Below are 23,713 nucleotides of genomic sequence, written 5' to 3'. Positions count from 1 at the left end.
TTAGTACCTTATCGGTACATCAATCTACACGTCATCAGTCATCATTTTACGTATAGAGCCATTCACTATCACATCCGATGGTAAAACCATGTCTTGACGAATGTGAAACCAGGTACAATTGCAAAACCTGTTAGCTACTCCCCTTTGACAAAGTGTCGAAGGTATCTTCTTTCAAATATTATAGCACTATCATTTACAGCTGACAAAAATATCTAAATGGTTTTTTTCATTACTTAATTTGTATCTGGTAGCTCGTATCTTCTTTATGTGCTAAATAAAAATCAATCATTTTCGGCATCGTTTGAATAAAATCAGGACATGTAATTCCACCTTTTTGTAGAATTTTCTGGGCTTCAGTCGTGTCGAATGTGGCATTCCATGTTAAATAATCTAATGTCTCCTGTTCCACCCCTAACTTTCTCCGAATAAAAGGGATTTGCAGAGATAGTTTTGCCCACGCAAACGGTAAACGCCCCTTCGGATAAGCATTCGTCACTAGTTTCACCATAGTACGATATACTTCCTGTACAGGATGAGGGTTCGGATCTGTTAAATGAAGTGTCTTGCCTTCAGCCTCTTGTTCTGATGCCAAAAAAGTCGAGGCATTTAATATATAATCTACTGGTACTACATTAATTGTAGACGTAGATTGTCCAATATACGGAATAATAGGTAAACATTTTAAGCGTTCTACTAAATTTAAAAAGAAATAGGGTCCATCAAACTTAATAGTTTCACCGGTTTCAGAATGTCCCCTCACAATGCCAGGTCTAATGATTGTTAATGGGATTTCTGATTTTAAATCTTCTACTCGGAGCTCAGCCTCATATTTTGTCTCTTCATAATAATTTTTAAATGCGAATGGTCGGATCAGTTCACTTTCACGCAGTAACCCCTCACGTGTACCAGCCACATATGCCGTACTAAAGTACATATAGCGTTTTAAATTAGGTAAAGAACGCACAAATTCATTCACCATTGTTGTCCCATGAACATTCACTTTCCAAGCAATATCACGTGGTACAGCTAAATCATATATAGCTGATAAATGCCAAAGTACTTCAATTTGAGGTATGATTTCTTCTATTACTTGATTATCTACACCAAGATTCGGTAGGGTAATATCACCCTCTACAATTCGAATCGAACAGTTAGGAAATTCATTTACTATTTTATTTTTCTCATGATGGGCCTTAATGGTTTCGCCAGTCAATACGATTGCTATAACCTGTTGCGTTTGTTTGTTTCGGAACAATGACCTAATTAATTGACTTGAAATGAAACCAGGAAAACCAGTAAAAAAATGAACTTTCATCTACCATTCCCCCCTTGATTCTAACGCATCTTTCTTGTTTCTTTATCCACTAAACTATAAACAATCGGTACAATATATAGGGTTAGTAACGTGGAAGTCACAAGTCCTCCAATAACAGCTATTCCCATCGGTTGATTCATCTCTGTTCCTTCACCTATGCCAAGTGCAAGTGGCAACAACCCTAATATAGTTGTTAACGCTGTCATTAAGATTGGACGGAGACGATCCTGAGTAGCTAGTAAAATTGCTTCATAAGCAGACATACCATTTGCTTTTTGCTGATTAATATAATCAACTAGCACAATACCATTATTTACAACAATCCCTACAAGTACTAAAATTCCTATTACAGATGTCACACCAATTAAAGTATTTGTAGCAAACATGGCAGCCGCTACCCCTATGATCATTAATGGAACCGTAAACATAATGACAAACGGATATTTGAATGATTCAAATTGAGCAGCCATCACAATATACACTAATATAATGGCAAGAATCACTGCTAATAGCATATCATCGATTGCACTATCATAAAGCTCACGATCACCGCTAAATACGATTTGTGTAGTAGGAGCTAATTGAGCACTCTTTATTGCTTTATCTACTTTTGCCGATATTCCCCCTAAAGATTCCTTCGTTTCATATTCAACAAAAAATGCCACTGCTGCCGCCTGATCTGAACGGCGAATAGAGACGGGTCCCTCTTTTATAGAAACTGTCGCAACATCCTCTAATTTCACAAATACCCCTGCTGGTGAACGCAGTTGCATTGCTTTTAGTGAATCTATACTATCATTGAAGAGCTGACCGAAACCTGTGTAGACAGGTAATACAGCACCATCCTCTGCAATTAATTGGGAGGTTAATTGTCCTCTTGTCATTTGATTGACAGACTGTGCAATTTGCGCGGGTATGAAACCATAGTCTTTTGCCTTTTCTCGTTTTACTTCAATTTGAATTTCTTGAACAGTATTATCTAAATCTGTGGAAACTTTCGTCACCTCTTCAATTGCTTGCAGGTCTTGTTGTACTTTATTGACTGCCTCTTGGAGCCTTTGTTCATCAGAGTCGGTTAATCGAAACGTTAAAGTATGCGGTGATGAGCCAGTTGCTGTCGATACGTTAAATGTCAGTTCAGTCTTCTCCTCTAGCTCTCCCTGTAAGTCTTGCTCTAGCTCTTCAACAAATTCAAAAATTGAACGTTCTCTTTCTGCTAAAGGCACAAGCTTTACATACATCTCTGCTTGGTTCGGGCTAGTTTGTCCACGTGATTGTGATTGTTGTGTACCGCCGATTAAACTAACATAAACATCCACATCTTTTTCCTGCTTTAAACGTTCCTCAATCTTTCTGACTACCTGTTCAGTTTTCGATACAGCTACACCCTTTTCAAGATTGACGCTAATAGTTGTAAAACCTTCATCGGTAGGTGGTAAAAATTCAGTACCTATTCTAGTCAATCCAAATAATGATAGGCCAAAGCAAACTACCGTGAAAATTAGTAGGAGCATGCGATGCTGCAGAACCCACACTATAGACGATTTGTACTGCCTATAAAATAGAGATTTACTACGCTGCTCATAAAAGTTAATACTTTTCATTTTTAATAGCCGACTCGCTAGCATCGGTACTACTGTAAGGGCAACTACTAAAGAGGCAATTAAACTAAATGAAATAGTGAGAGCAAATTCTGTAAAAATTTGTCCAATCAGTCCTTCGATGAACATAACAGGAATAAAGACAGCGATTGTTGTTAGTGTTGAAGCAGTAATCGCAAGAGCAACTTCCCTTGTCCCTTCCTGCGCTGCTGTAATAGGATCTTTTCCTAACCCTAAGTGTCTTTCAATATTTTCAATAACAACGATTGCATTATCCACTAGCATGCCAATACCCAATGCTAGAGCACCTAATGTCATAATATTGAGTGAAAAATCAGCCAAAAACATTAATACAAATGTCACAATAACCGAATAGGGGATGGCAATACCAATAATGATAGGGCTCTTCACACTGCGTAAAAACACAAAAAGAACGACCATCGCAAACAGACCTCCTAAAATTAAGGAAGAGCCTATGTTGCTAATGGCAATATCCACGTAGTTGCCTTGATCTACTAATATGTCTGCTGTAATTCCCCTGTATTGCTCTTTCTCTAGCAATTCATTTAAGGTTTGTTGAAACTCCTTTGACACTTCAGCAGTATTCGCACCCGACTCCTGTAAAACGGACATAAGAACTGCTGCATGCTCATTGGCACGGGTTGTCGTTACAGATGGCTGTTCTGCCCTTTTAACAGAGGCGAGGTTGCCAACTGTTAACGCTTCACCTGTTAAAGGATTCACGGAAACAATTAAATCGGCTATATCCTGAGGTGATGTTAAAGTACTAACAATACGTGTTGTTAACATTTTTCCATCATCAGTTAAAACAGGGTCACCAGGAAGTGATACATTGTTCGCTTGGACTATTTGAATAATATCTGCCTGTGTTAAGCCTTTTTCGACTAACTTTACCTCATCTAACGTTATTTGTATTTCCTCTATAAGCTTCCCAGAAACATTTACACTTGCGACACCCTCTGTCCGTCGAAGCTCCTTTTCTAAATCCTCTGCTAATAAGCGCACATCTACATTTTCATTTTCTGCCCGCAATGAAAGCTGAATAATGGGAAATTGGGATGGATCAAACTTTAAAAAGCTTGGTTTGCCCGCATCATTGGGAAGTGGTGTCATATCAATTCTCTGTAAAATATCAAGCTGGACATCTTCTAGGTTGGTGGACCAATTGAATTCAAGGACGATTAAATTGCTTCCTTCTTGTGAAGTTGATTGTAGTTTCTTAATGCCTGGTAAGGTGGCTAGTGTTGCCTCTAAAGGCTTCGTCACCCTTTCATTCACCTCTGTTGGACTGGCTCCCGGATAAGAGGTGACTACTACACCTATTGGCGGATTTAGCTCAGGTATTAAAGTAATCGGTATTTTTAATAACGATACACCACCTAATAAAATTACAAATAGCATCGTTACAATAGTAAATACTGGTCTTTTAATCGAAAAATTACTGATGTTCATATTAAAAACTCCTTCTTCTACCTCTTCCTTTCTATCATAGCCGAAAAGGGCATTATTTTATAAATGAGCTAATTTCCTATCTTAAGCGCATTTGCGAATTCAAATTTCCTAATACTGTATATATTCTACAATCCGTGTCAAATTTCCTTGTAAAAAAACACGAATCGCAAAATTGTCGATTCGTGTTGACTATTAAAGAAGGCTATAAAGTTTAATGTTTTCATTTTTATCGGCAAACCAACGCATGGCAAACTCATTTTCGAATAAGAACACAAGATTATCAAAACGATCTTTCACCAGCATTGAACGTCCAGAGGACATAGATTCTTTAACATCCTCTTCATTTTCAATCCAACGGGCAATTTTCGAACCAATTGGCTCCATCCTTACTTCCACATTGTATTCATTTTTCATACGATGTTCAAATACTTCAAATTGAAGTTGACCCACTGCTCCAAGAATAACTTCCTCTGTGTGCAGTGTTTTATAATATTGAATGGCACCTTCTTGTACTAATTGTAAAATACCTTTATGGAATTGCTTCGATTTCATTACGTTTTTAGCCGTTACACGGACAAATAACTCTGGAGTAAACTGTGGTAATTTTTCAAATTGGAATGTTTTTTTACCACCCACTACGGTATCTCCAATTTGATAAGTCCCTGTGTCATATAAACCGATAATATCCCCTGCAACAGCTTCATCTACAGTCTCACGATCATCAGCTAGGAATTGTGTAGATTGTGTGACTTTAAAGGATTTGCCTGTACGAGACAAAGTCATATTCATGCCACGCTCAAATTTACCAGACACAATACGGACAAAGGCAATACGGTCACGGTGCGCAGGATTCATATTAGCTTGAATTTTGAATATGAATCCTGAAAATTCCTCTTGTTCAAGCGGATCAATAAACTGCTCATCTTCCGTAATTCTAGGCTGTGGTATTGGTGCAAATTGTAAGTAAGTCTCTAGGAATGTTTGTACCCCAAAATTTGTTAAAGCTGAACCAAAGAACACTGGTGTTAATTCGCCACGACGAATTTTTTCTTCCGAATATTCATTACCAGCCTCGTCCAGTAGTAATATATCATCCATTGCTTGAGAATAATAAGAAGTAACTTTCATCGGATGCTCTACAGCAAGTTCACCATTTTCATCTATTGGCAGAAAGCGTTCAGCTTCATCCGTACGGAACTGCTCAATACGCTTATTGTAACGATCATAAATACCAAGAAACTCTTTCCCCATACCAATCGGCCAGTTCATAGGATATGCATGTATCCCCAGTACTTCCTCAAGCTCTTCTATTAGCTCAAGCGGCTCTTTCCCTTGACGGTCCAATTTATTAATAAAAGTGAAAATCGGAATACCGCGCATTTTACAAACCTTAAATAGCTTTAAAGTTTGCGCCTCTATCCCTTTAGCGGCGTCCACTACCATGACAGCACTATCTACTGCCATTAATGTGCGATAAGTATCTTCTGAGAAGTCTTGGTGCCCAGGGGTATCCAAGATATTCACACGTGAGCCATTATAGTCAAATTGCATCACGGAAGAAGTAACAGAGATACCACGTTGCTTTTCGATTTCCATCCAGTCAGATGTTGCAAACTTACCTGTTTTTTTCCCTTTTACTGTCCCTGCGTCACGAATGGCGCCTCCAAAAAGTAAAAGCTTTTCTGTAATCGTCGTTTTCCCAGCATCAGGGTGACTGATAATGGCAAAAGTACGACGGGATTGTATATCTTTTTCTAAATTTGAATTCATCTCGTCATTCTCCTTTTTTCATACTTAATAATAATAAAAGAAGACTTGCCTTTCGTACAACCTTTTTACATGAAATCGCCAAAAAGAAAACCCTTTAGTACTATCTAAAAGGGTTTCCTAAATCTTATATTCCATCAAACAAATTTCAAACGGCCAGCTTCTATTGCTATTTCTGCATCACTATGCGGAAATTTTGTATTTTCAATAATTTGATAATCCTCATGGCCTTTACCAGCAAAAATAATCATATCGCCTGGTTCAGCAACCTCAATCGCATGACGAACTGCCTCTGCACGATCTCCGATACAGGCAAAATTGTCATGTAACATCCCTTTTGCCAAATCACCCGTAATACTATTATAGTCCTCATAGCGTGGGTCATCTGTTGTCAAAATAACATACTCTGCTGCCGACGCCTTCTCAGCCATTGCAGGACGTTTTGATTTATCACGGTTACCACCTGTCCCAACTAAGAAAATAAGTTTGCCCTTTTTATATGGTTGTGCTGCCTCAATCGCTTTTTCAATAGCATCAGGTGTATGTGCATAATCAACAAACATTTGTACAGGTAGCTCAGAGCATACTTTTTCCATACGTCCTTTAACTGGTGGAAGTTGCTCGATTTGCTCAATAATGGCCTCCATAGAATAGCCACGACCATAAAATGCCACCATTGCTGCTAACACATTATAAATGTTAAATTCACCTAGTAAATTCATTTTCACACGATAAATTCCTTCTGACATCTCCACATCAAAAGATGTCATATAATCGTGATATTCACAGTTAATGGCACGGAAATCTGCTGTTTCATTTTTTAAACCATATGTCCACACTGGAAATGGTGTCATAGCTGCGTACCGCTCTGACCAAGCATCATCGGCATTTAGCACAACAAATTTATTTTTTTCTAAATCTTGTCCAAGCTGGGAGAATAATAAACCTTTGGCATGCCCATATTCCTCCATCGTACCATGGAAATCAAGATGATCGTGCGTTAGATTTGTAAAAATAGCTACATCATAGTCAACACCTGCTAAACGTCCAAGTGCTAATCCATGGGATGAAACCTCCATCGTCATTAAACGACAGCCTTCCATTTTTGCTCTAAAAATCATTTGTTGTGTTGATAACGCATCACTTGTTGTATTGGCAGATTCATATAAAATTCCATTTAAATTAAAGCCAATTGTGCCAGATAAGGCAGATTTTTCACCCATACCATGCATAATATTTTGAATAATACCTGTTACAGATGTTTTACCATTCGTTCCCGTTACCCCGATCATCGTTATATCTTTGGAAGGATAATCAAAAAACTTTGCGGCTAACAAGCCTACTGCACGGTCTGTGTCTTTTACAATTACTTGAGCAATCGTCTCACCTAGCGGCAATTCCCGCTCTGTTACAACAATCGTAGCACCTCCATCTACAGCCTTTTGAGCATAGTCATGTCCATCCACTGTATAACCTTTAATACAAACAAACATGCTATTTGGCTGTACACTTCTTGAATCTACTACGATATCAGTCACTTGGTCTGGCAACATGCCAATTATTTTTTTCAAAGGTAATGCACTTAACAATTCCTCTGCATACATTTCATAGTCCTCCAATCAATCTCTACACTCATGTCATCATTTTTGATTATTCGACAAAAAACGACAAAATGAATCCCCCCACGCTCTATTGAACTTATTTTACTACTTATTTCGCGATAAATAAAATGTCTCCGTGCTGTTTTTTTAACGAAAACGCTTTCATTTGAACAAAAAATACGTTTTCTTCAATTTTTTCATAATTAATGACTAATCGGCATTTTTCGACACGCCTAGGTTGGGATTTTTGGGGATATTTTTCTATACAAAGGAGGGTTTTTTTGAAAGGGGATATCTTCATTTGAAAAAAGATACCCCCATTTTAACTATTTCATAATAGAGCGTACAATTTTCACCTTTTGATTATACGGTGGAAACAGTACATTCGTCTCAAGCTTAGAAGATTTCTTTAAAATGGATTTTGCATGTGTAAAGTTTTCAAAGCTTGCTTTACCATGATATGCTTTCACACCCGATGGACCAACACCTCCAAATGGTAAGTGTAAGTTACCAACATGTGTAATCGTATCATTAATACATCCTCCGCCGAATGGCAATTCCTCTAAAAAGTATTGAGTCGCTTTTTCATGCTCTGAGAAGAAATATGCCGCTAATGGTTTCGGTAATTGGCGTATTTGATGAATTGCCAGTGGTAAATCGCTATACATCATAACAGGTAGGATAGGGCCAAAAAGCTCTTCCTGCATCGAAGGACTTGTCCACTTTACATATTCGATGATTGTTGGCTCAATATATAAATCATCTCGATCTATCCGTCCACCGAATGTTATAGCGTCACGTTCTTCCTTAATAATTTGCTGTAAACGATCAAACTGTCTAAGATTCACGATGCGTCCGTAATCAGGGCTTTTTAATGGGTTCTTCCCATAAAAAGAACGTATCGTCTCTTTTAAAATTTTCATAAAGCGATCATAAACATCTTTGTGAACAAGTAAATAATCTGGTGCCACACATGTTTGCCCAGTATTTGTGAATTTACCCCATACAATCCGCTTCGCTGCTACTTCTAGGTTCGCTGTTTGATCAACAATAGCTGGACTTTTCCCTCCAAGTTCTAAAGCAATTGGTGTTAATCGTTCTGCTGCTGCCTTAGCAACCACTTTGCCAACTGCTACACTTCCTGTAAAAAAGATATAGTCAAAGGAAGCATGGATTAAGGCAGTAACCTCATCTTTTTCCCCTTCCACTACACGTATATAGGATGGGTGAAAAGTTTCTTCAATTACCTTTTTTATAATGGCTGCAGTGTGTACAGATGTTTCTGACGGTTTAACGATAGCTGTATTACCGCCAACAATAGCACCTACCAATGGTTCCATGACCAATTGAAATGGGTAATTAAACGGACCAATAATTAATGTTACACCATACGGTTCACGAACAATAAAGCTCTTACCCATCTGATATTGAATAGGTGTTTTGACGGCTTCTGGCTCCATCCATTCTTCCACATGCTTCACCATGTAAGAAATACTATCTAAGACAATGCCAATTTCAGTTGCATACGCTTCGAACTCACTTTTCCGGAGGTCTAAGTATAGTGCGTTCAGTATTTCCTTCTCATATTTCAAAATGGATTTCTTTAGTTTTTTTAATTGCTCTTTTCGAAATTTGACACTTTTAGTGGCACGAGAAAAATAAAATTGACGCTGCTCTGTTATCATATTTTCCACATCTTTAGACGTAAAATTCATCAATAAAGCACCCCTTTTCAAAAATGGCATACATAGTTTTTTCATTTCGAAACAAACTATCATTGTCTATACGATACAACATCAGGAGGAAAAATTCCTCTTTCTACATCAGGGGGGAAGAATTTTGAGTATGTGAAATGTTTTAATTTTTTCATCTTGGGAAATATACAACTACACAACTACATACTAAACGAAACGGGGGCGTAGATGAATGACAACAACAACGACATGGTGGGAGTCTATTTTTTCTGGACCATTATCACATGGGATTTGTGAAGAAAAATTATTGCTTTTGCAAGATGAGGCTTTCTTATATCTTTCTACAGCACCGGTAGAAAACGAAGAAAATCTTGAAGTAAATTAAATGAAAGCGCATTATAGGATACCCCTTTAATGCGCTTTTATCATGTTTAATTAGCGATTAATAATTGCCGTAACTGCTCTAACTCTGCTTCTAGTCTACTGATTGCTTCTTCCTCTATGGCAAAACCTCCTTCATCTAACCGAATAATTTGTTTATCTACAATATAAACAGAGTGTGATATTGAGGTCGCCCCTAGTACAGCTAAAACAGGCTTCAAAGCATACTCTAATGCTAATAAATGACCAATAGAACCCCCAACAGCGATAGGTAGAATGACCTTCCCATGCAGTGCTTTTTGGGGTAGTAAATCTAAATAAGTTTTCAATATTCCCGTAAACGATGCTTTGTATATAGGGGTTAAAATGACGACTATTTGTACTTCCTCAATCCATTTATTCTCTAGCTGTATACTTTCACTTGCAAAATTGGCTGTTATTAGATCTACAGCCGGTAGTTCATGAATATAATTGGAATGGACTTCTACACCCTGTGCCATTAAATGATTTTTAACCTTTTCATGGATTGCCATAACTCTAGAGCTTTTTGAGTTACTGCCATTAATGATTACTGCTTTTGTCAATTTACCAGCTCCTCTTAATTTTTTAAAAGCCATTAAAAAAAGCCCCTATTTTACAATCAAACGAAAACCGCCTTGTAAAATAGAAGCCTCTAGCTGCCTAGTCAACTCCAAAACCAAGTATTCTTATAAAATTAATCTAACATATATTTCTTTAATGTCAATAGCTTTTCAATTATTGGTGAATGGCTTTTCCAAAAACAGCTTTGGCAGTATCTCCAATATGCTCAGATACAGTCGGATGTGGGAAAATCATTTGTGCTAAAGAAAGAGCTGTACCACCTGAGTTTTTTGCCGCCAATATAGCATTCAGCATTTCTGTTGCACCATCCCCTACAACACAAGCACCTAGAATTTGACCGCTGCCCTCTTTTGTTATTAGCTTCACAAAGCCTTCAGTATTTCCCTCCATTAAAGCCTTTGGATTTGTTTGTAATGGCATTTTTGTCATCGTGTAAGGTACTTTTACCTGTTCTTCTAGTAAACCAAATGTGGCAATCTCAGGGTGTGTATATACACAACGCGGGATTGATGCTTGGTCAATTAATGCTGGTTGATTACCCATAATATAATCCACAGCATAGATTCCTTCCGCACTCGCAGAATGTGCAAGCTGATAACCACCGACTAAATCACCAATTGCATAAATATGAGGCTGACTCGTCTGTAAATGCTCATTCACGGCAATTAAACGGCCTTCAAAAGTTAACTCCAAATGCTGAGCGATTTCTGTATTAGGACGACGCCCTGTCGCAAACAGAAGATTTTCATATGTATATATACCTTTTGTCGTATGAATAGTATGGCCTTCAAATTTTTCGAATTGGAAATCTGTTATAAGCTCAATACCAAGTTTCTTCATCTTTTCTCGAATAAGGGGTCTTGCCTCTGGTTCTTCCGTTTGTAAAATATCCTCACTATGATTAAGCATTGTAATTTTCGTTCCTAGGGGGGCTAAACTAAAGGCCATTTCTACTGCAATCACACCACCACCGATAATCGTTAACTGTGCTGGTAGCTCTTTAAGATTGAAAAATGTATCTGTTGTAAAGTAGGTAGCGGACTCTAACCCTTCAAATGGTGGAACATATGGTTTACTGCCTGTTGCCAATATAATATCTGACGCCGTCAAAGTTTCATTTCCTACTGTTATCAGTAAGTCTTTAGTTAATGTGGCCTCACCACGATATAAAGTTATATGGTTGTTGATAATATAGTGCTCAATATTTGTTAGAAGCTCTTGAATAATTGTATCTTTACGTTGCATTAATCGAGGAAAATTTATTTTAACATTGTCTGTTTCTATTCCCCAACTATTTCCTCGATTTATTGCCTGCACTAGTTTACTATGCTCCAATAAAATTTTAGATGGAATGCATCCAACATTATAGCAAGCTCCTCCTAATTTATCTCGTTCAATCAACGCAACCTTTTTGCCATTTTTGGCAGCATGAATGGCCGCTACATACCCTCCTGGCCCTGCACCAATAATTGCTATATCAAATTTTTCCATATTTTTCACCTCATGTATCACCTTATCATTTGCAAAAATTGAATGCAATATTACCAGTAAGGTCATTGAAAGGGATCCTTCAGAAATTTAAAGCTTAAAGATGAAAAATAATAAAAGCAATTGAGAGGTTTTCTCTCAATTGCTTTTGTCTCCAGTCTGGCCTCGACTTTACTTTCATTACGCGTATATTTTTCCCAACTAATAGGCTTAATAAATATTCCGTTGCCAAAATCTTTGTTGTGCAATGGCGTCTACAAATTTTTTAGAAAAATCCTTATTCCCAGTTGCTAAAACAATACCTGGCCCTACATTGGCATTCGACATATTGAAAAACGTTGTACCTGTAACGGCAAATCCAATCGGTTTGTAATGACGATATGCCTCATTAATGTAATTTACGATATGTGTATTAAATTTAGCTTGATTACTTGCCTTTACACCCACCACATATAACGAGTCAAATAATACGGCATCGGTTGTAATAAAGGTGTCGCTTGCCGTTAATTGAACACCATTATTTCCAGTCACAACTCCTAGTCGATCAGAAATAATGCTGTAGCGCACCCCCTGCCTTGTTAAATATTTTAATACCTCCCCTACCTCATTCGCATCGAATCCATCACCAATTAAAACACCTACCCTAAGTGTATAAGGTAATTTAATGGTATTGGCTTGACTAAGTGCGGGTGAAGAGGCTGTTACCTTGGACTGTTCGCCACTAGGAGGGTTAACACCCACATTTTCAGCAACAGTTGTAGCCATTGCTTTATCTACGTGAACAAACATATCTACAACTTGTTGTCGCACAGATTTACTCTTGACTTTTCCAACCTCAAAGCTAAAAGCATCTATAATGTGCTGTTTTTCAGGAGGGGACATACTGTTCCAAAAGAGTCTAGCTTGTGAAAAGTGATCGTCAAAGGATTTACTACGTGCCCTTGTGATTCGCCCTTCAACCTTTTCTTCATAATGAACATATCCTCCCTCCCTTGCAGTGGATGTTGCAGGTGTATTATTGGCTAATGAATTTTTATGATAGCTTACTCTTCCTAGATTAATTGCCTGTCGACTAAAACCATTACGTTGATTATTATGCACAGGACAAAGAGGGCGATTTATAGGGATTTCTGTAAAGTTTGGACCCCCTAAACGTATTAACTGTGTATCTAAATAGGAGAAGAGTCGACCTTGTAATAGTGGATCATTGGTAAAGTCAATGCCTGGTACAACATTTCCTGGATGGAAGGCAACTTGCTCAGTTTCAGCAAATACATTATCCACATTGCGATTTAAGGTCATTTTTCCAATTATTTTTACGGGTATCAGTTCTTCTGGCCAAAGTTTTGTGGCATCTAAAATATCGAAATCGAATTTAAATTCGTCTTCTGGCTCAAGTATTTGCACCCCTAACTCAAACTCTGGATAATCTCCAATTTCAATGGCCTCCCATAAATCCCGTCGCTGAAAATCTGTGTCCTTCCCAGCTATTATCTGAGCTTCATCCCAAACTAGTGAATGCACACCTAGTACAGGCTTCCAATGAAACTTCACAAATCTTGATCTTCCTCTATCATTAACAAAACGGAATGTATGCACCCCGAAACCCTCCATCATACGGAAGCTTCTAGGTATTGTTCGATCTGACATATGCCACATAATCATATGTGCAATCTCCTGATTGTTCGCCACAAAATCCCAAAACGTATCATGGGCAGAGGCAGCTTGTGGCATCTCATTATGCGGCTCAGGCTTTACTGCATGAATTAAATCTGGGAACTTAATGGCATCCTGAATAAAAAAGACTGGAATATTATTGCCTACTAAATCATAATTTCCTTCATCCGTGTAAAATTTAGTTGCAAATCCCCGTACATCACGAGCCGTATCCATTGAACCTAAACTACCTACCACTGTCGAAAACCTGACAAACACTGGCGTTTTCTTTTTCGGGTCTTGCAAAAATTTCGCCTTCGTATACTCTCTCATCGACTCATACAATTCGAATTCACCATGTGCAGCAAAACCTCTAGCATGCACGACACGTTCCGGAATTCGTTCGTGGTCAAAATGTGTAATTTTTTCTCGAAGATGAAAATCCTCCATAATTGTCGGACCACGGACTCCTGCTTTTAAGGAATCCTCATCGTTTGACACTCTAAGACCCTGATTCGTAGTCATTTTTGTGCCTTCGTTCTCTACACGAAATGGCTCTAGTTGCTGATCCTTGGCATTTTCCTCTATATTTTTGCGTTGATTCGAATTTGGCTTATCCACGCAATCCCCTTTCATACTATTACTGATTTCGCTCAATAGACACTATATGTTTGTTTGGATTAAACATGCATTTATTTGACAATCTATTTCCACTAAAGTAAAGAGTAGGACCCCTACGTCACAAAAAGAACCTACCGTTTTTAAAATATGTATCGTATCATTTCATGTATGTTACAGTAAGGGTTGTCACGGCTCTCCGAACTACGAAGAGCCATCATGTCTGTACAATTTTTAATCGCTACTTCATGACGTAATGCAATGGGGGCAATAATCGTCTCATCAGCCTTATGACGGAAATATCGGCTCACACCGAGGTGTTGTTCCATTTTGTCATTTAAGACGGCACGTGGATATTTTTCCGAGCTATCCACTTCCTCAAAATGCAAAAGTAACCACAATTCAAAAGCCTCATTAGAATAGGCAATTTGAATCTCTTTTTCCTCACAAAATTGATTTACTTCCTCCAATTGCTTTTCTGTTAAATCATCCTTATCAAAAACAATCCAGACCTCATCAAAATATTGATAACTAGAATCCCGATAAGCATGTTGAGCAAGCTTGATGGCAGATCGTTTAACATTTTTTATTTTGACACTCACCATTTTAGAGCGCTTCAAAATACGTAGCTGTTCAAAATAAATACGCTCCGTTTCACCTTCACAATAAATTAAAATAGTTTTCCGCAGTGTTCGGTTCCCTTGTTGACGTACTCTCACTGCTCAGATACCTCCGCTTCTTCTAAATATTGTTCAGATAAATATTCATTAATAACGGGCGTTGCGCCAAATTCTCCTTTTAAATAACGTTTTGCATAAGAAAGGTCGCCACGCTTTTTTTGCAAGTCTGCAAAATCAAATAAAGAATAGAGCTCAGATTCATTTTTAAAGGTTTTATTAACAAACCAAATTTGATCAGAACGCAATGGCTGATCCAATAACTCTATTTCATGACTCGTCACGACAAATTGATTACTCGTATTACGTTTACTATTCATGATTGCCATTAGAAATTCGCAAATTGATACATGAAAAGCTGTATCGAATTCATCAATAAAAATAGTTTTTCCTTTATTATAAGCATCTACCATCACACAAGCTAAATGCAACATGCGCACTGTACCTTTAGAATCCATCGTCCAATTGATCGTCTCGTTTCCGATGGGCACACCCGATTCATCAAATGATAAATAATGTAGGTCAATATCAACTTCTTGAATGACCTCAGGGCTGTCAAATTCGTAGCCAATGGTATTTTTTTCTCTGCGCTCCACACGTCTTGCCGTGACATCTTGAATTGAAAAATCGGCAATTTTAAGAAGTTTGATGACCTCTTTTTTAAAGGGCTCCTCTTCAAGTTTACGAATTAGAGGATGACTTGATAACCGATTCGCTTCATCTAGAAACAGCATTTTATGTAAAAACCAATCGAATACCTTTAACGCGTCTGAATCATTAAAAACATGTAGCACTGATATAAAGGCTGTATTATTCCGCGTATATTTTGTTAATTCCTGTGCAGTCGAATGAGCTGTTTCATACGAATAATCCACACCATCCCATCGTCGGACAAAAAGCTCTTCCTTCAAATTATGAGTTGTCTTGTGAAGACGCTCATATAGAATGATGGAAGCATTGTACTGAATTTCATACTCATACAAAGCACCGTCCAAAAATAATGAAATCATAAATTCTGTTGGTTGGCCCTGCTGACTTCCTAGCTTGAATGGTTGATAAGGCAGGCGTAATTGTTTAACATTGTTTAAATTCTCAAAATTAAAGAGTAAGGTTCTCAAAACTTTAAGCGCGGTAAATAGATTGGATTTACCACTTCCATTCGGCCCAAAGATAAATGCACTTTTCACGACACGAAGTGAATCATCCAACGGTATGGTATGGGTATCCTTCCATTTTCGTAGACGACTTCCTGCTACCATTGAAAATAATGTATCCTCTTTATAGCTTAGACAATTGTTCACTCTAAAATCTACAAGCATATGTAAGCCTCCGTCCACATCCATTTCTTTAATGAATTATTATACTATAGACATAGAAAAAGACATATTACACTGTGTAATATGCCGAATCCTCTATATAGTTAAATTTCCGCCAATTTATCAACTTGTAAAGCATTCAACGTACGTTCAATTCCCTCTGCAAAAGAAATTTTGGGTCTCCAACCAATTGCATTGGCTAATTTGTCATTATTTAAAAATGAATGTTCAATATCTCCTTCTCGTGCGGGTGCATATTGAATTTCAAGTGGATGATTTAAATGCTGAAGCAACAAAATCACTTGATGAAGAGACCACGCTTCATTTGTGGACACATTATAGATACCTTGTAATCTTGAATGGACACCGGCATAAATGGCATCTGCAATATCATCGACGTAAATAAAGTCACGTGTCTGTTCACCATCACCATAAATTGTAAAGGGTCTTCCCTCCATGCTACTCTTTAACATACTTGGGATGACAGCAGCTTCACCTTGCATTTGTTGTCTTGGACCGAAAACATTGGCGAATCTGTAAATAAGGATAGGTAACCGATAATCCTTTTGCCATTTTTCACAATAGGTTTCCCCTATGCTCTTGTTTAGCCCATACATTGATATAGGTTCGCACACATCTGTTTCTTCTAGTGGCGGATAGTGACTATTTCCATACACAGCAGCTGAGGAGGCAAAAACAAAATGCTTTACCTTATATTTAGATGATAAAAAGAGCATTTGACTTAGCCCAACAATATTCGTCAAAATATCCTTTACTGGCTCCTGTAAGGATTGTTGAACACTCGTTTGTGCTGCACAATGAATGACCACATCGAAATGTGTCTCTTTAAAAAGGTGCTCACAAACCTCATCCTCCACATTTAAAAGATAAGATTTATGCTCAAAATCAACATTCCGTAAGTGACCTGTACTTAAATTATCAATAATATAAACAGATGCACCTTCTTCAAAAAAACGCCTACCTACTGCACTGCCAATAAAACCATAGCCACCTGTCACTAATACATTCATCCTATCGCCCCCAAAAACAATATGATGATTTATATGCAGAATTTGCTAAAAATATGCAAAAAACATACTCAATGGAATTAATTTACAAAATATCATTACTAGAATATTTCTTAAGAACATACCTTTTTTTGGACATATAAAAAGCATGCTTGAATATACCTTCAAGCATGCAAGAAAATCTCTTTATTAAGCTGGGTTAATTTCTAACTCAACTGATACTTTAATATCTTTACCTACAAGTACTCCACCAGTTTCTAAGGCTGCATTCCAAGTTAAACCAAAGTCTTCGCGATTGATAGTTGTTTCAGCTTCAAAACCATATACTTCTTGCCCCCAAGGATTAGTACCCTTGCCATTAAATTCTGTATCAAATGTTACTGATTTTGTTACACCTTTAATAGTTAAGTCTCCTGTTACTGAATATTCATCGCTAGATTTTTTAGTAATGTCTGTTGATTTAAACGTAATTGTTGGATATTGTTCAGCATCAAAAAAATCCGCTGCTTTTAAATGGTTATCACGATCTTCACTACGTGTATTAATACTTGCTGGATCAATAGTAAAGCTAATGTTAGCAGTTGTTAAGTCTGCAAGATCTGCCGCCTCAATGTCCGCTGTGTATTTATCAAATACACCTTTCACTTTTGATACCATCATGTGTTTTACTTGAAAGTTAATTGCTGAGTGCCCTAAATCAATATTCCATTTTGCCATTTTAAAATTCCTCCAATAAGTTGATTTTATCTCGATTTCGAGATATATTTTAAAATATGAAGCAACTACATGAATTATGTTACCCAACATTGATTAGGCTAAACATTTGTAGTTACTTATCTTTTTGTACTACTTTGGTTATGAAAAGTAATTGATTACTTTATGTAACTTACTATATATTAATAATTAAATTACGTCAAGTAATTTAATTATTTTTTGTTAAAAGTTCTTTTTGAAATTTGAAATATTCAATTTACGATTTCGAACAAGCATAGGTTTGTCCACATTAGCCATAAATAAAGCATAACGTTAAAGAGTTTTTATGTATCATCCTTTGTCTATCAAAATTCATGATCGTATCAGGATTTTTTTTCATCCATTTGTTATATAATTCTGCGAAGAGGACTTGGAGGTATGAGGTATGAAAATCAATAGAATGGATCATGTGAGCATAAACGTGAATGATCTTTCAGAGGCTAAAGCATTTTTTCTTGAGCTAGGGCTTGAAGTGAAAGCAGAATGGGAATTACAAGGAGAACTGCTGAGCCGAATTGTAGGGCTTAATTATGCAAAAACGGCATGTGTAGGATTGGGGATGCCTGATGGTCAGACATGGATAGAGCTAGTGAAATTTTACTCGCCTTCTGATGAAAAAGGTATACAGCCAACTTTTGCAAATACGCTTGGAATCCGACATATTTGCTTTAATGTTGAAAATATTGAAGGTATTATTGCTAAATTGAAAAAAAGTGGTACAAAAATTTTTAGTGAGATACAGCAATATGAAGAAAGTTATAAATTATGTTACGTGCGTGGTCCTGAGGGCATTATTTTAGAGTTGGCGGAGAAAATCCAATAAAAAAGGCTAAAAAGATGGAGAACCTTGACAGTGAAGGTTCTCCTCAATAAAAAGAAAGTCAAGCTCTATTTATTCACCACGTTTTACTAATTTACCCTGAACAACAAAGCGGTGATCGTCACTCATCACTGAATCCTTACAGGTAGACAATGTCAGGATTTTATCACCGGGACTTATAGCGACATCCATTTGTATGGATGATCGCTTTTGAATTTCCTCTAGAAATTGCTTATAAGCTCCGTCACTTGTAAAATCCGTTTCAATATAGTAGAAATCAATAGTTGTCTCATATGCTGCAAATACCTCGATATCATACCCTTCATATAAGGTATCTAAATAAATAATGGGATGGTCATTCGCGTAGTCTTGCTTTAAGTAATTTTTTAGACTGCCAAACATCGTATTGTTTTTCATAGCATGACCATATAAAACTGTATTTTGACTCATAGAAACAATATTATTTCGATAATCCATAAAGACACTGCCTGCACGACTTTCCTCGTCTCTAAAATTATGATTTAAATAAAAATCATTATTGTCAGCTTGTAGTACTGGATTATTTAACTTTGTTCCATCCACTGAAATCCATCCTACAATTTGACGGTTCATTGCTAATAAATCTTGGAATTGAGGTCTTATCGTTGAAGGAGCTTGAGTTTCTTCCTCTTGATTTACAGGCTGATCTTCAATAGTGCTTAATGTAGCTTGATATATATCCTGCACTTCCTTCAGCGATTTTGATGTCTCATAGTACGTATATAGATACTTTGCAAGGGAAAATGCAGAAAATAAAAATATTGCTACATATAGAAATGTGACAAACTTTGACGCCTTCTTTTTCATCCCATCACCATTCATATCCCCATTGGCATCATATAATAGCCAAGTTGTTGATCTTCATTAAATACCGCGTTAACCCCATATACCTCTTTAATAACATCTTTCGTAATTACATCACGTGGGGTACCTTCTGCAAATATTTTACCATCCTTCATTAAAATAATATGGTTACTATAGCGAATAGCTTGATTAATATCGTGTAGCACCATGATAATCGTTAAGCCGTGCTGCTCGTTTAATGTTTTGACAAGCTCTAATAATTCTAGCTGATAATAAATATCCAAATATGTTGTCGGCTCGTCCAAGCATAGTATTTCTGATTGTTGTGCCAAAGCCATAGCAATCCAGACACGTTGCCGCTCCCCACCTGATAACGCCTCTAAATTTGTTGAACTCTTTTGTTGTAAATTTGTACAAGCCAGTGCCCATTCAATGGCTTTTGCATCTCCCTCATTGTCCTTTTTCAGCAATGTTTGGTGGGGAAGACGACCAAAACCGACTAATTTTTCAATTGTTAAATCTTTCGGTATATCGTTTTGCTGATATACTATGGCTAGTTTTTTAGCAAATTCCTTAGGCTTATAATCTAGTAAGTCTTTATTTTCTAACAGGACATTTCCTGATTTAGGTGAATGCAGACGAGAGATGACACTTAATAAAGTTGATTTCCCACAGCCGTTCGGACCAATTATTGTTGTAATTTTGCCTTTTGTAATTGATGTGGAAACACCATTTAAATGATTACGTGTATTATCATGCGATACAATAATGTCTTGTATATTCATGCTTGTCACTCTTTTCGTAATAAGAATATTAGGAAGGGTCCACCGATAATGGCCATAATGGTGGACGCCGGGATTTCAAGTGGTGCAACAATTGTACGTCCAATTGTATCTGCTAATAAAATTAGTAATGCTCCTGCCAATGCTGTAAACGGAATAAGCACAGCATGATCATGGCCAACTAATCTGCGAGCAATATGAGGTACTAAAAGACCCACAAATGAAATAACTCCTGCAACAACAACTGAAACAGCTGCTAGTAAGACAGCCACTGCTGCAATTAATAACCGTGCTCGCACAACTTGAAATCCTAAGCTTTTAACAGTTTTGTCTTGTAATACGAGTAAATTACACCAACTATATAAAGCAAGAGAACCTATTAATCCGATTGAACCATATGTCACAATTGTTGAAACATCTTTCCATGTTCGCATGGTTAGATTAGAACCAATAACACTGGATGCGGACATATTTAAGGAGCCGCCTAAGCTAATCATAGCCTCGGTTAAGCCTGTAAACATAGCGTTAATCGCTATCCCTACTAAAATCAATTTGAGCGGGCTTAAGCCAGATTTCCAAGATAATGCAAAGACAAGCGTACAGGCTAAGGCTCCACCCATAAATGCTAACACGGGTGTCATAAAAAATAATGTGGGGAAAAAGGCAACAATAAACAATTGGACAAATGCTGCACCCGAAGATATTCCGATAATCCCTGCATCTGCCAATGGGTTACGCATCACCGATTGTAAAAGCACCCCAGAAACTGAAAGGGCGGCACCTGCAAATAATGCCACAATGATACGTGGGAAGCGTAAATCACGAATAGCCTCCATTTGACTATTCCCCTCATTAAATAATGCCCCTATAAACTCAAAAAAGCCCATTTTAATGCTACCTGTTGATGCTGAATAAATCACTGTCACCAGTAATAAAAAAATTACAAGTAAAAAACTGACGATTCTTTTTGTCATATCGGACTTCCTTTTTCTTTTTTTATTCCATATAGGATAAGAAAAACGCTCTATGACGAGTAAAAATACTGATCATACGAGCGACATTCGAGTTACTATTTACGATAGAAAATTTCCATCAGCTGTCCTAAAGCCTGTGGTACCTGCAAGGAGGATGTCGTCCCGAATAATTCTTCCTCTAAATCATAGACTTTACCGTTTTTCACTGCATCGAAATGTTTCCAAATATCATTAGTTTTAAATTCTTCATCAAACATTTCCACAACCTCATCGGGCATGCCATGTGATAAGCGCAAAATAATATCCGGATTGCTATTATGAAGATATTCCGTATTAGAAGATAGATATTCTGCATCTTGCCCTTCCATTACATTGATACCCCCTGCTCGTTTGACAAGATCCCCGGCATAGGAATTTTCTGTTGCTACTAGATAACTCCCTGGTATACCTAGTAAAATTAATACGCGAGGACCTTCTTTATTCGCAGCTACGCTTTGGACTGCCTCGATATTCTTCTGTAGATCTTTTACTAATGCATCGGCTTGAGCTTCACGATCATAGCGTTTTCCTAGAGATGTTATCTCCTTTAGCATGGCATCAACGCTTTGGAAATTAAGAAAATCAACAGGAATATTAAGTTGTTTAAATTTATCCTGTAAATCGTATTCTAAAGTGGAAACGGATAATACTTCTGTTGGATTTAATGACTTAACAATTTCCATATCTGGCTCCATCGCATTACCGATTGTTGGCAGACCATCAAAACGCTTTGCTAATTGCTTTTCTGTTTCAGGTACAGCGATTGCATCAAGCTCCAGCTTATCAAGGATATCCGCTACCACTACAGTCCCAGCAATAATACGTTGCTCACTATCTTCTGTTACCTGTTCTTTATCAGTAACTGTCTCTTTTTTTTCTGTTTGATCGCTGCTACTACATGCAGCAAGAATTAGTGATAGTAATGTCAGCAACAGTACCTTCATTTTCCAATCTTTTTTCATTGTGTCATCCCCCACTTATTTCTGCTCAGTCAGCTAAATTTTTGGTTTTCCTAATACGCTTAATCAGTAACCATCCTGATACAAGACAAATAACCATTAGCCCAATAATTTTTACGAAGTTTAACGGCTCCATTTGCTGATCTGCAGTCGATTTTTTTACTACTTTTGTTTCCGTAGTTTCCTCATTTGTTTTGCTGTCCTCTAATGCTTCTTCTAAAGCTTCATCAGTTGGTTCATCAAGTGTACGATCAAATGTTAATTTTTCTTCCTTTGGTATAAGCAAGGGTGTTTGAATAGCTGGTAATGTCTGTGTGGCATTGCTAGAAACATTCTCTTTACTTATTTGTATTGGTGGCTTTTGTACCTGCTCCTGTTGCTCCGTTTCCACCGACTTGTCACGTACGACTTGCGTAGTAGGTTTTTCGTTCGTGGGTTTTTGTAAAAGCAATGAAACCTGCTTTTGATTGAATACTAGCTGAACATAATATTGATGATGATAAGAAATGTCAGGAATATCAATCTTTACCCACATTCTTAACGGCTGTGTTAAGTCCTCAACCTCAAATTCCACCATGCGTACATTATCTAAAAGAGAAACTTGCTTTGGTTCAATCTGATTTCCCTTATCATCTATCTGTAGACCTGTCACCCAAGCTGATTGTAAAATAGTCATTTGCGCATAGTATCTACCACCCTTTTCAATAACCTTTGCGATTGGCTTCACATAGTTATTCAAAATAGAAGGTTCATTTTTACCATCCGCTAATAATACATAGTCCACTGCCCATTCTTGGCCTTTTGTTTCTTCTACAACTAAGTTTTCAGCTTCATCCGTTTTGTTTTTTTCCTGAGGAACATTCGGAGTAAGTCCCGCTATCTCTATTCGCAGCTCTTGAGTGAACGAAAAATAAGATTCTTCAGCTGCAAGCTCCACATTGCCCTTTATAACAATCGGGTCTTGTAATGCCAAAACATCAAACTGAACTAAATTTTCTATATCTTGAGTCAAAGAAATTTCATTGCCAAGCTGTTCGATATGTATGTCGCGTACAGAATATGATTGTTCAAGTGCCAAAGTTAATTGATACTGACCATCCTTTACGGTGAGAGTTGCTTTATGTTTAAAAAGATTTCCTTCAAACCCTTCAATAGGAGAAAAACTTAGTTCAACTTGATAACTACCATCTATTATGCCAAGGTTCTCAGCTTTTGCTTGCATAAGAATGGATGGAGGGAAAACAAGCAATAAAACTGCCAAAACAGCCGAAATACAAATGTGCTTTTTTATGATTGTCATTGCATGGTCTCCTCCCATTTTAAAC

General features: G+C 37.3%; 19 protein-coding genes. 2 read left to right on the top strand and 17 right to left on the bottom strand.

The genetic code is table 11. The annotated features are described in order from the left end of the window. Window positions 1-229: 229 nt before the first annotated feature. The 5 genes from ACE1MS_RS03630 to ACE1MS_RS03610 all read right to left on the bottom strand — a co-directional run bounded on the left by ACE1MS_RS03630 (window position 230) and on the right by ACE1MS_RS03610 (window position 9,472). Window positions 230-1,315 (bottom strand): SDR family oxidoreductase, encoded by a 1,086-nt coding sequence (locus ACE1MS_RS03630; protein ID WP_447402708.1) that lies wholly within the window; start codon window positions 1,313-1,315, stop codon window positions 230-232. A 20-nt stretch (window positions 1,316-1,335) separates the two neighbouring features. Next, window positions 1,336-4,389 (bottom strand): efflux RND transporter permease subunit, encoded by a 3,054-nt coding sequence (locus ACE1MS_RS03625; RefSeq protein ID WP_422761505.1) that lies wholly within the window; start codon window positions 4,387-4,389, stop codon window positions 1,336-1,338. A 192-nt stretch (window positions 4,390-4,581) separates the two neighbouring features. Then, window positions 4,582-6,159 carry a peptide chain release factor 3 gene (locus ACE1MS_RS03620; RefSeq protein ID WP_012293015.1) on the bottom strand — a complete coding sequence of 526 codons (1,578 nt, stop codon included), beginning with the start codon at window positions 6,157-6,159 and terminating at the stop codon, window positions 4,582-4,584. Between the two features lie 134 nt (window positions 6,160-6,293). Further along, on the bottom strand, window positions 6,294-7,760 hold the full coding sequence (locus ACE1MS_RS03615; RefSeq protein WP_099805013.1) for a UDP-N-acetylmuramoyl-L-alanyl-D-glutamate--2,6-diaminopimelate ligase: 1,467 nt from the start codon (window positions 7,758-7,760) through the stop codon (window positions 6,294-6,296). A 323-nt stretch (window positions 7,761-8,083) separates the two neighbouring features. Next, window positions 8,084-9,472, bottom strand: a complete 1,389-nt coding sequence (locus ACE1MS_RS03610; RefSeq protein WP_099805012.1) for an aldehyde dehydrogenase — start codon at window positions 9,470-9,472, stop codon at window positions 8,084-8,086. 211 nt (window positions 9,473-9,683) lie between these two features. Here ACE1MS_RS03610 and ACE1MS_RS03605 point away from each other — a divergent pair, with 211 nt between their 5' ends. Then, a complete protein-coding gene (locus ACE1MS_RS03605) occupies window positions 9,684-9,836 on the top strand; it encodes a hypothetical protein (protein WP_012293012.1) in 153 nt (50 codons plus the stop codon). A gap of 46 nt (window positions 9,837-9,882) precedes the next feature. Here ACE1MS_RS03605 and ssuE read toward each other — a convergent pair whose 3' ends face one another. From ssuE to ACE1MS_RS03570, 7 genes are all read right to left on the bottom strand, one after another. Further along, on the bottom strand, window positions 9,883-10,449 hold the full coding sequence (gene ssuE, locus ACE1MS_RS03600; protein ID WP_012293011.1) for an NADPH-dependent FMN reductase: 567 nt from the start codon (window positions 10,447-10,449) through the stop codon (window positions 9,883-9,885). Between the two features lie 139 nt (window positions 10,450-10,588). Next, entirely contained in the window at window positions 10,589-11,926 is a 1,338-nt protein-coding gene (lpdA, locus tag ACE1MS_RS03595) for a dihydrolipoyl dehydrogenase (protein WP_036162588.1), read from the bottom strand. Between the two features lie 207 nt (window positions 11,927-12,133). Beyond that, window positions 12,134-14,215 carry a catalase gene (locus tag ACE1MS_RS03590; protein ID WP_012293009.1) on the bottom strand — a complete coding sequence of 694 codons (2,082 nt, stop codon included), beginning with the start codon at window positions 14,213-14,215 and terminating at the stop codon, window positions 12,134-12,136. Window positions 14,216-14,340: 125 nt separating this feature from the next. Next, window positions 14,341-14,916, bottom strand: a complete 576-nt coding sequence (locus ACE1MS_RS03585; RefSeq protein WP_012293008.1) for an RloB family protein — start codon at window positions 14,914-14,916, stop codon at window positions 14,341-14,343. Next, window positions 14,913-16,193, bottom strand: a complete 1,281-nt coding sequence (locus tag ACE1MS_RS03580) for an AAA family ATPase (RefSeq protein WP_036160870.1) — start codon at window positions 16,191-16,193, stop codon at window positions 14,913-14,915. Before ACE1MS_RS03580 ends, ACE1MS_RS03585 begins: the two co-directional genes overlap by 4 nt. A gap of 101 nt (window positions 16,194-16,294) precedes the next feature. Continuing rightward, on the bottom strand, window positions 16,295-17,221 hold the full coding sequence (locus ACE1MS_RS03575) for an NAD-dependent epimerase/dehydratase family protein (protein ID WP_012293006.1): 927 nt from the start codon (window positions 17,219-17,221) through the stop codon (window positions 16,295-16,297). 186 nt (window positions 17,222-17,407) lie between these two features. Beyond that, on the bottom strand, window positions 17,408-17,935 hold the full coding sequence (locus ACE1MS_RS03570; protein WP_025113709.1) for a YceI family protein: 528 nt from the start codon (window positions 17,933-17,935) through the stop codon (window positions 17,408-17,410). A 421-nt stretch (window positions 17,936-18,356) separates the two neighbouring features. Between ACE1MS_RS03570 and ACE1MS_RS03565 the strand changes: the two genes are divergently transcribed. Next, complete coding sequence (locus ACE1MS_RS03565) at window positions 18,357-18,794, top strand: VOC family protein (protein WP_281486721.1); 438 nt, start codon at window positions 18,357-18,359, stop codon at window positions 18,792-18,794. Between the two features lie 69 nt (window positions 18,795-18,863). Here the strand turns inward: ACE1MS_RS03565 and srtB are convergent, their stop codons facing one another. The 5 genes from srtB to ACE1MS_RS03540 all read right to left on the bottom strand — a co-directional run bounded on the left by srtB (window position 18,864) and on the right by ACE1MS_RS03540 (window position 23,688). Further along, a complete protein-coding gene (srtB, locus tag ACE1MS_RS03560) occupies window positions 18,864-19,652 on the bottom strand; it encodes a class B sortase (RefSeq protein WP_197223815.1) in 789 nt (262 codons plus the stop codon). After that, complete coding sequence (locus ACE1MS_RS03555; protein WP_197149205.1) at window positions 19,649-20,419, bottom strand: ABC transporter ATP-binding protein; 771 nt, start codon at window positions 20,417-20,419, stop codon at window positions 19,649-19,651. Before ACE1MS_RS03555 ends, srtB begins: the two co-directional genes overlap by 4 nt. 5 nt (window positions 20,420-20,424) lie before the next feature. Beyond that, window positions 20,425-21,390: a FecCD family ABC transporter permease gene (locus tag ACE1MS_RS03550; RefSeq protein WP_012293001.1), complete on the bottom strand. Its 966-nt coding sequence runs from the start codon at window positions 21,388-21,390 to the stop codon at window positions 20,425-20,427. 95 nt (window positions 21,391-21,485) lie between these two features. Further along, on the bottom strand, window positions 21,486-22,391 hold the full coding sequence (gene isdE / locus ACE1MS_RS03545) for a heme ABC transporter substrate-binding protein IsdE (RefSeq protein ID WP_036160863.1): 906 nt from the start codon (window positions 22,389-22,391) through the stop codon (window positions 21,486-21,488). A 25-nt stretch (window positions 22,392-22,416) separates the two neighbouring features. Beyond that, window positions 22,417-23,688, bottom strand: a complete 1,272-nt coding sequence (locus ACE1MS_RS03540) for an NEAT domain-containing protein (RefSeq protein WP_230591369.1) — start codon at window positions 23,686-23,688, stop codon at window positions 22,417-22,419. Window positions 23,689-23,713 lie beyond the last annotated feature (25 nt).

The sequence above is a fragment of the Lysinibacillus sp. fkY74-1 genome (assembly GCF_053165895.1).
The sequence above is the reverse complement of the archived record's forward strand: the minus strand, read 5'-3'. Positions and strand labels throughout refer to the sequence as shown.

Excerpts from the sequence above, each read along its gene's own strand:
- ACE1MS_RS03555 (WP_197149205.1), bottom strand. The coding sequence starts at position 20,419 with ATGAATATACAAGACATTATTGTATCGCATGATAATACACGTAATCAT.
- ACE1MS_RS03575 (WP_012293006.1), bottom strand. The coding sequence starts at position 17,221 with ATGAATGTATTAGTGACAGGTGGCTATGGTTTTATTGGCAGTGCAGTA.
- ACE1MS_RS03610 (WP_099805012.1), bottom strand. The coding sequence starts at position 9,472 with ATGAATTTTACGTCTAAAGATGTGGAAAATATGATAACAGAGCAGCGT.
- ACE1MS_RS03630 (WP_447402708.1), bottom strand. The coding sequence starts at position 1,315 with ATGAAAGTTCATTTTTTTACTGGTTTTCCTGGTTTCATTTCAAGTCAA.
- lpdA (WP_036162588.1), bottom strand. The coding sequence starts at position 11,926 with ATGGAAAAATTTGATATAGCAATTATTGGTGCAGGGCCAGGAGGGTAT.
- ACE1MS_RS03565 (WP_281486721.1), top strand. The coding sequence starts at position 18,357 with ATGAAAATCAATAGAATGGATCATGTGAGCATAAACGTGAATGATCTT.
- isdE (WP_036160863.1), bottom strand. The coding sequence starts at position 22,391 with ATGAAAAAAGATTGGAAAATGAAGGTACTGTTGCTGACATTACTATCA.
- ACE1MS_RS03540 (WP_230591369.1), bottom strand. The coding sequence starts at position 23,688 with ATGACAATCATAAAAAAGCACATTTGTATTTCGGCTGTTTTGGCAGTT.
- ACE1MS_RS03590 (WP_012293009.1), bottom strand. The coding sequence starts at position 14,215 with ATGAAAGGGGATTGCGTGGATAAGCCAAATTCGAATCAACGCAAAAAT.
- ACE1MS_RS03570 (WP_025113709.1), bottom strand. The coding sequence starts at position 17,935 with ATGGCAAAATGGAATATTGATTTAGGGCACTCAGCAATTAACTTTCAA.
- ACE1MS_RS03615 (WP_099805013.1), bottom strand. The coding sequence starts at position 7,760 with ATGTATGCAGAGGAATTGTTAAGTGCATTACCTTTGAAAAAAATAATT.
- ACE1MS_RS03550 (WP_012293001.1), bottom strand. The coding sequence starts at position 21,390 with ATGACAAAAAGAATCGTCAGTTTTTTACTTGTAATTTTTTTATTACTG.
- ACE1MS_RS03605 (WP_012293012.1), top strand. The coding sequence starts at position 9,684 with ATGACAACAACAACGACATGGTGGGAGTCTATTTTTTCTGGACCATTA.
- ACE1MS_RS03580 (WP_036160870.1), bottom strand. The coding sequence starts at position 16,193 with ATGCTTGTAGATTTTAGAGTGAACAATTGTCTAAGCTATAAAGAGGAT.
- ACE1MS_RS03625 (WP_422761505.1), bottom strand. The coding sequence starts at position 4,389 with ATGAACATCAGTAATTTTTCGATTAAAAGACCAGTATTTACTATTGTA.
- ssuE (WP_012293011.1), bottom strand. The coding sequence starts at position 10,449 with ATGGCTTTTAAAAAATTAAGAGGAGCTGGTAAATTGACAAAAGCAGTA.
- ACE1MS_RS03620 (WP_012293015.1), bottom strand. The coding sequence starts at position 6,159 with ATGAATTCAAATTTAGAAAAAGATATACAATCCCGTCGTACTTTTGCC.
- srtB (WP_197223815.1), bottom strand. The coding sequence starts at position 19,652 with ATGAATGGTGATGGGATGAAAAAGAAGGCGTCAAAGTTTGTCACATTT.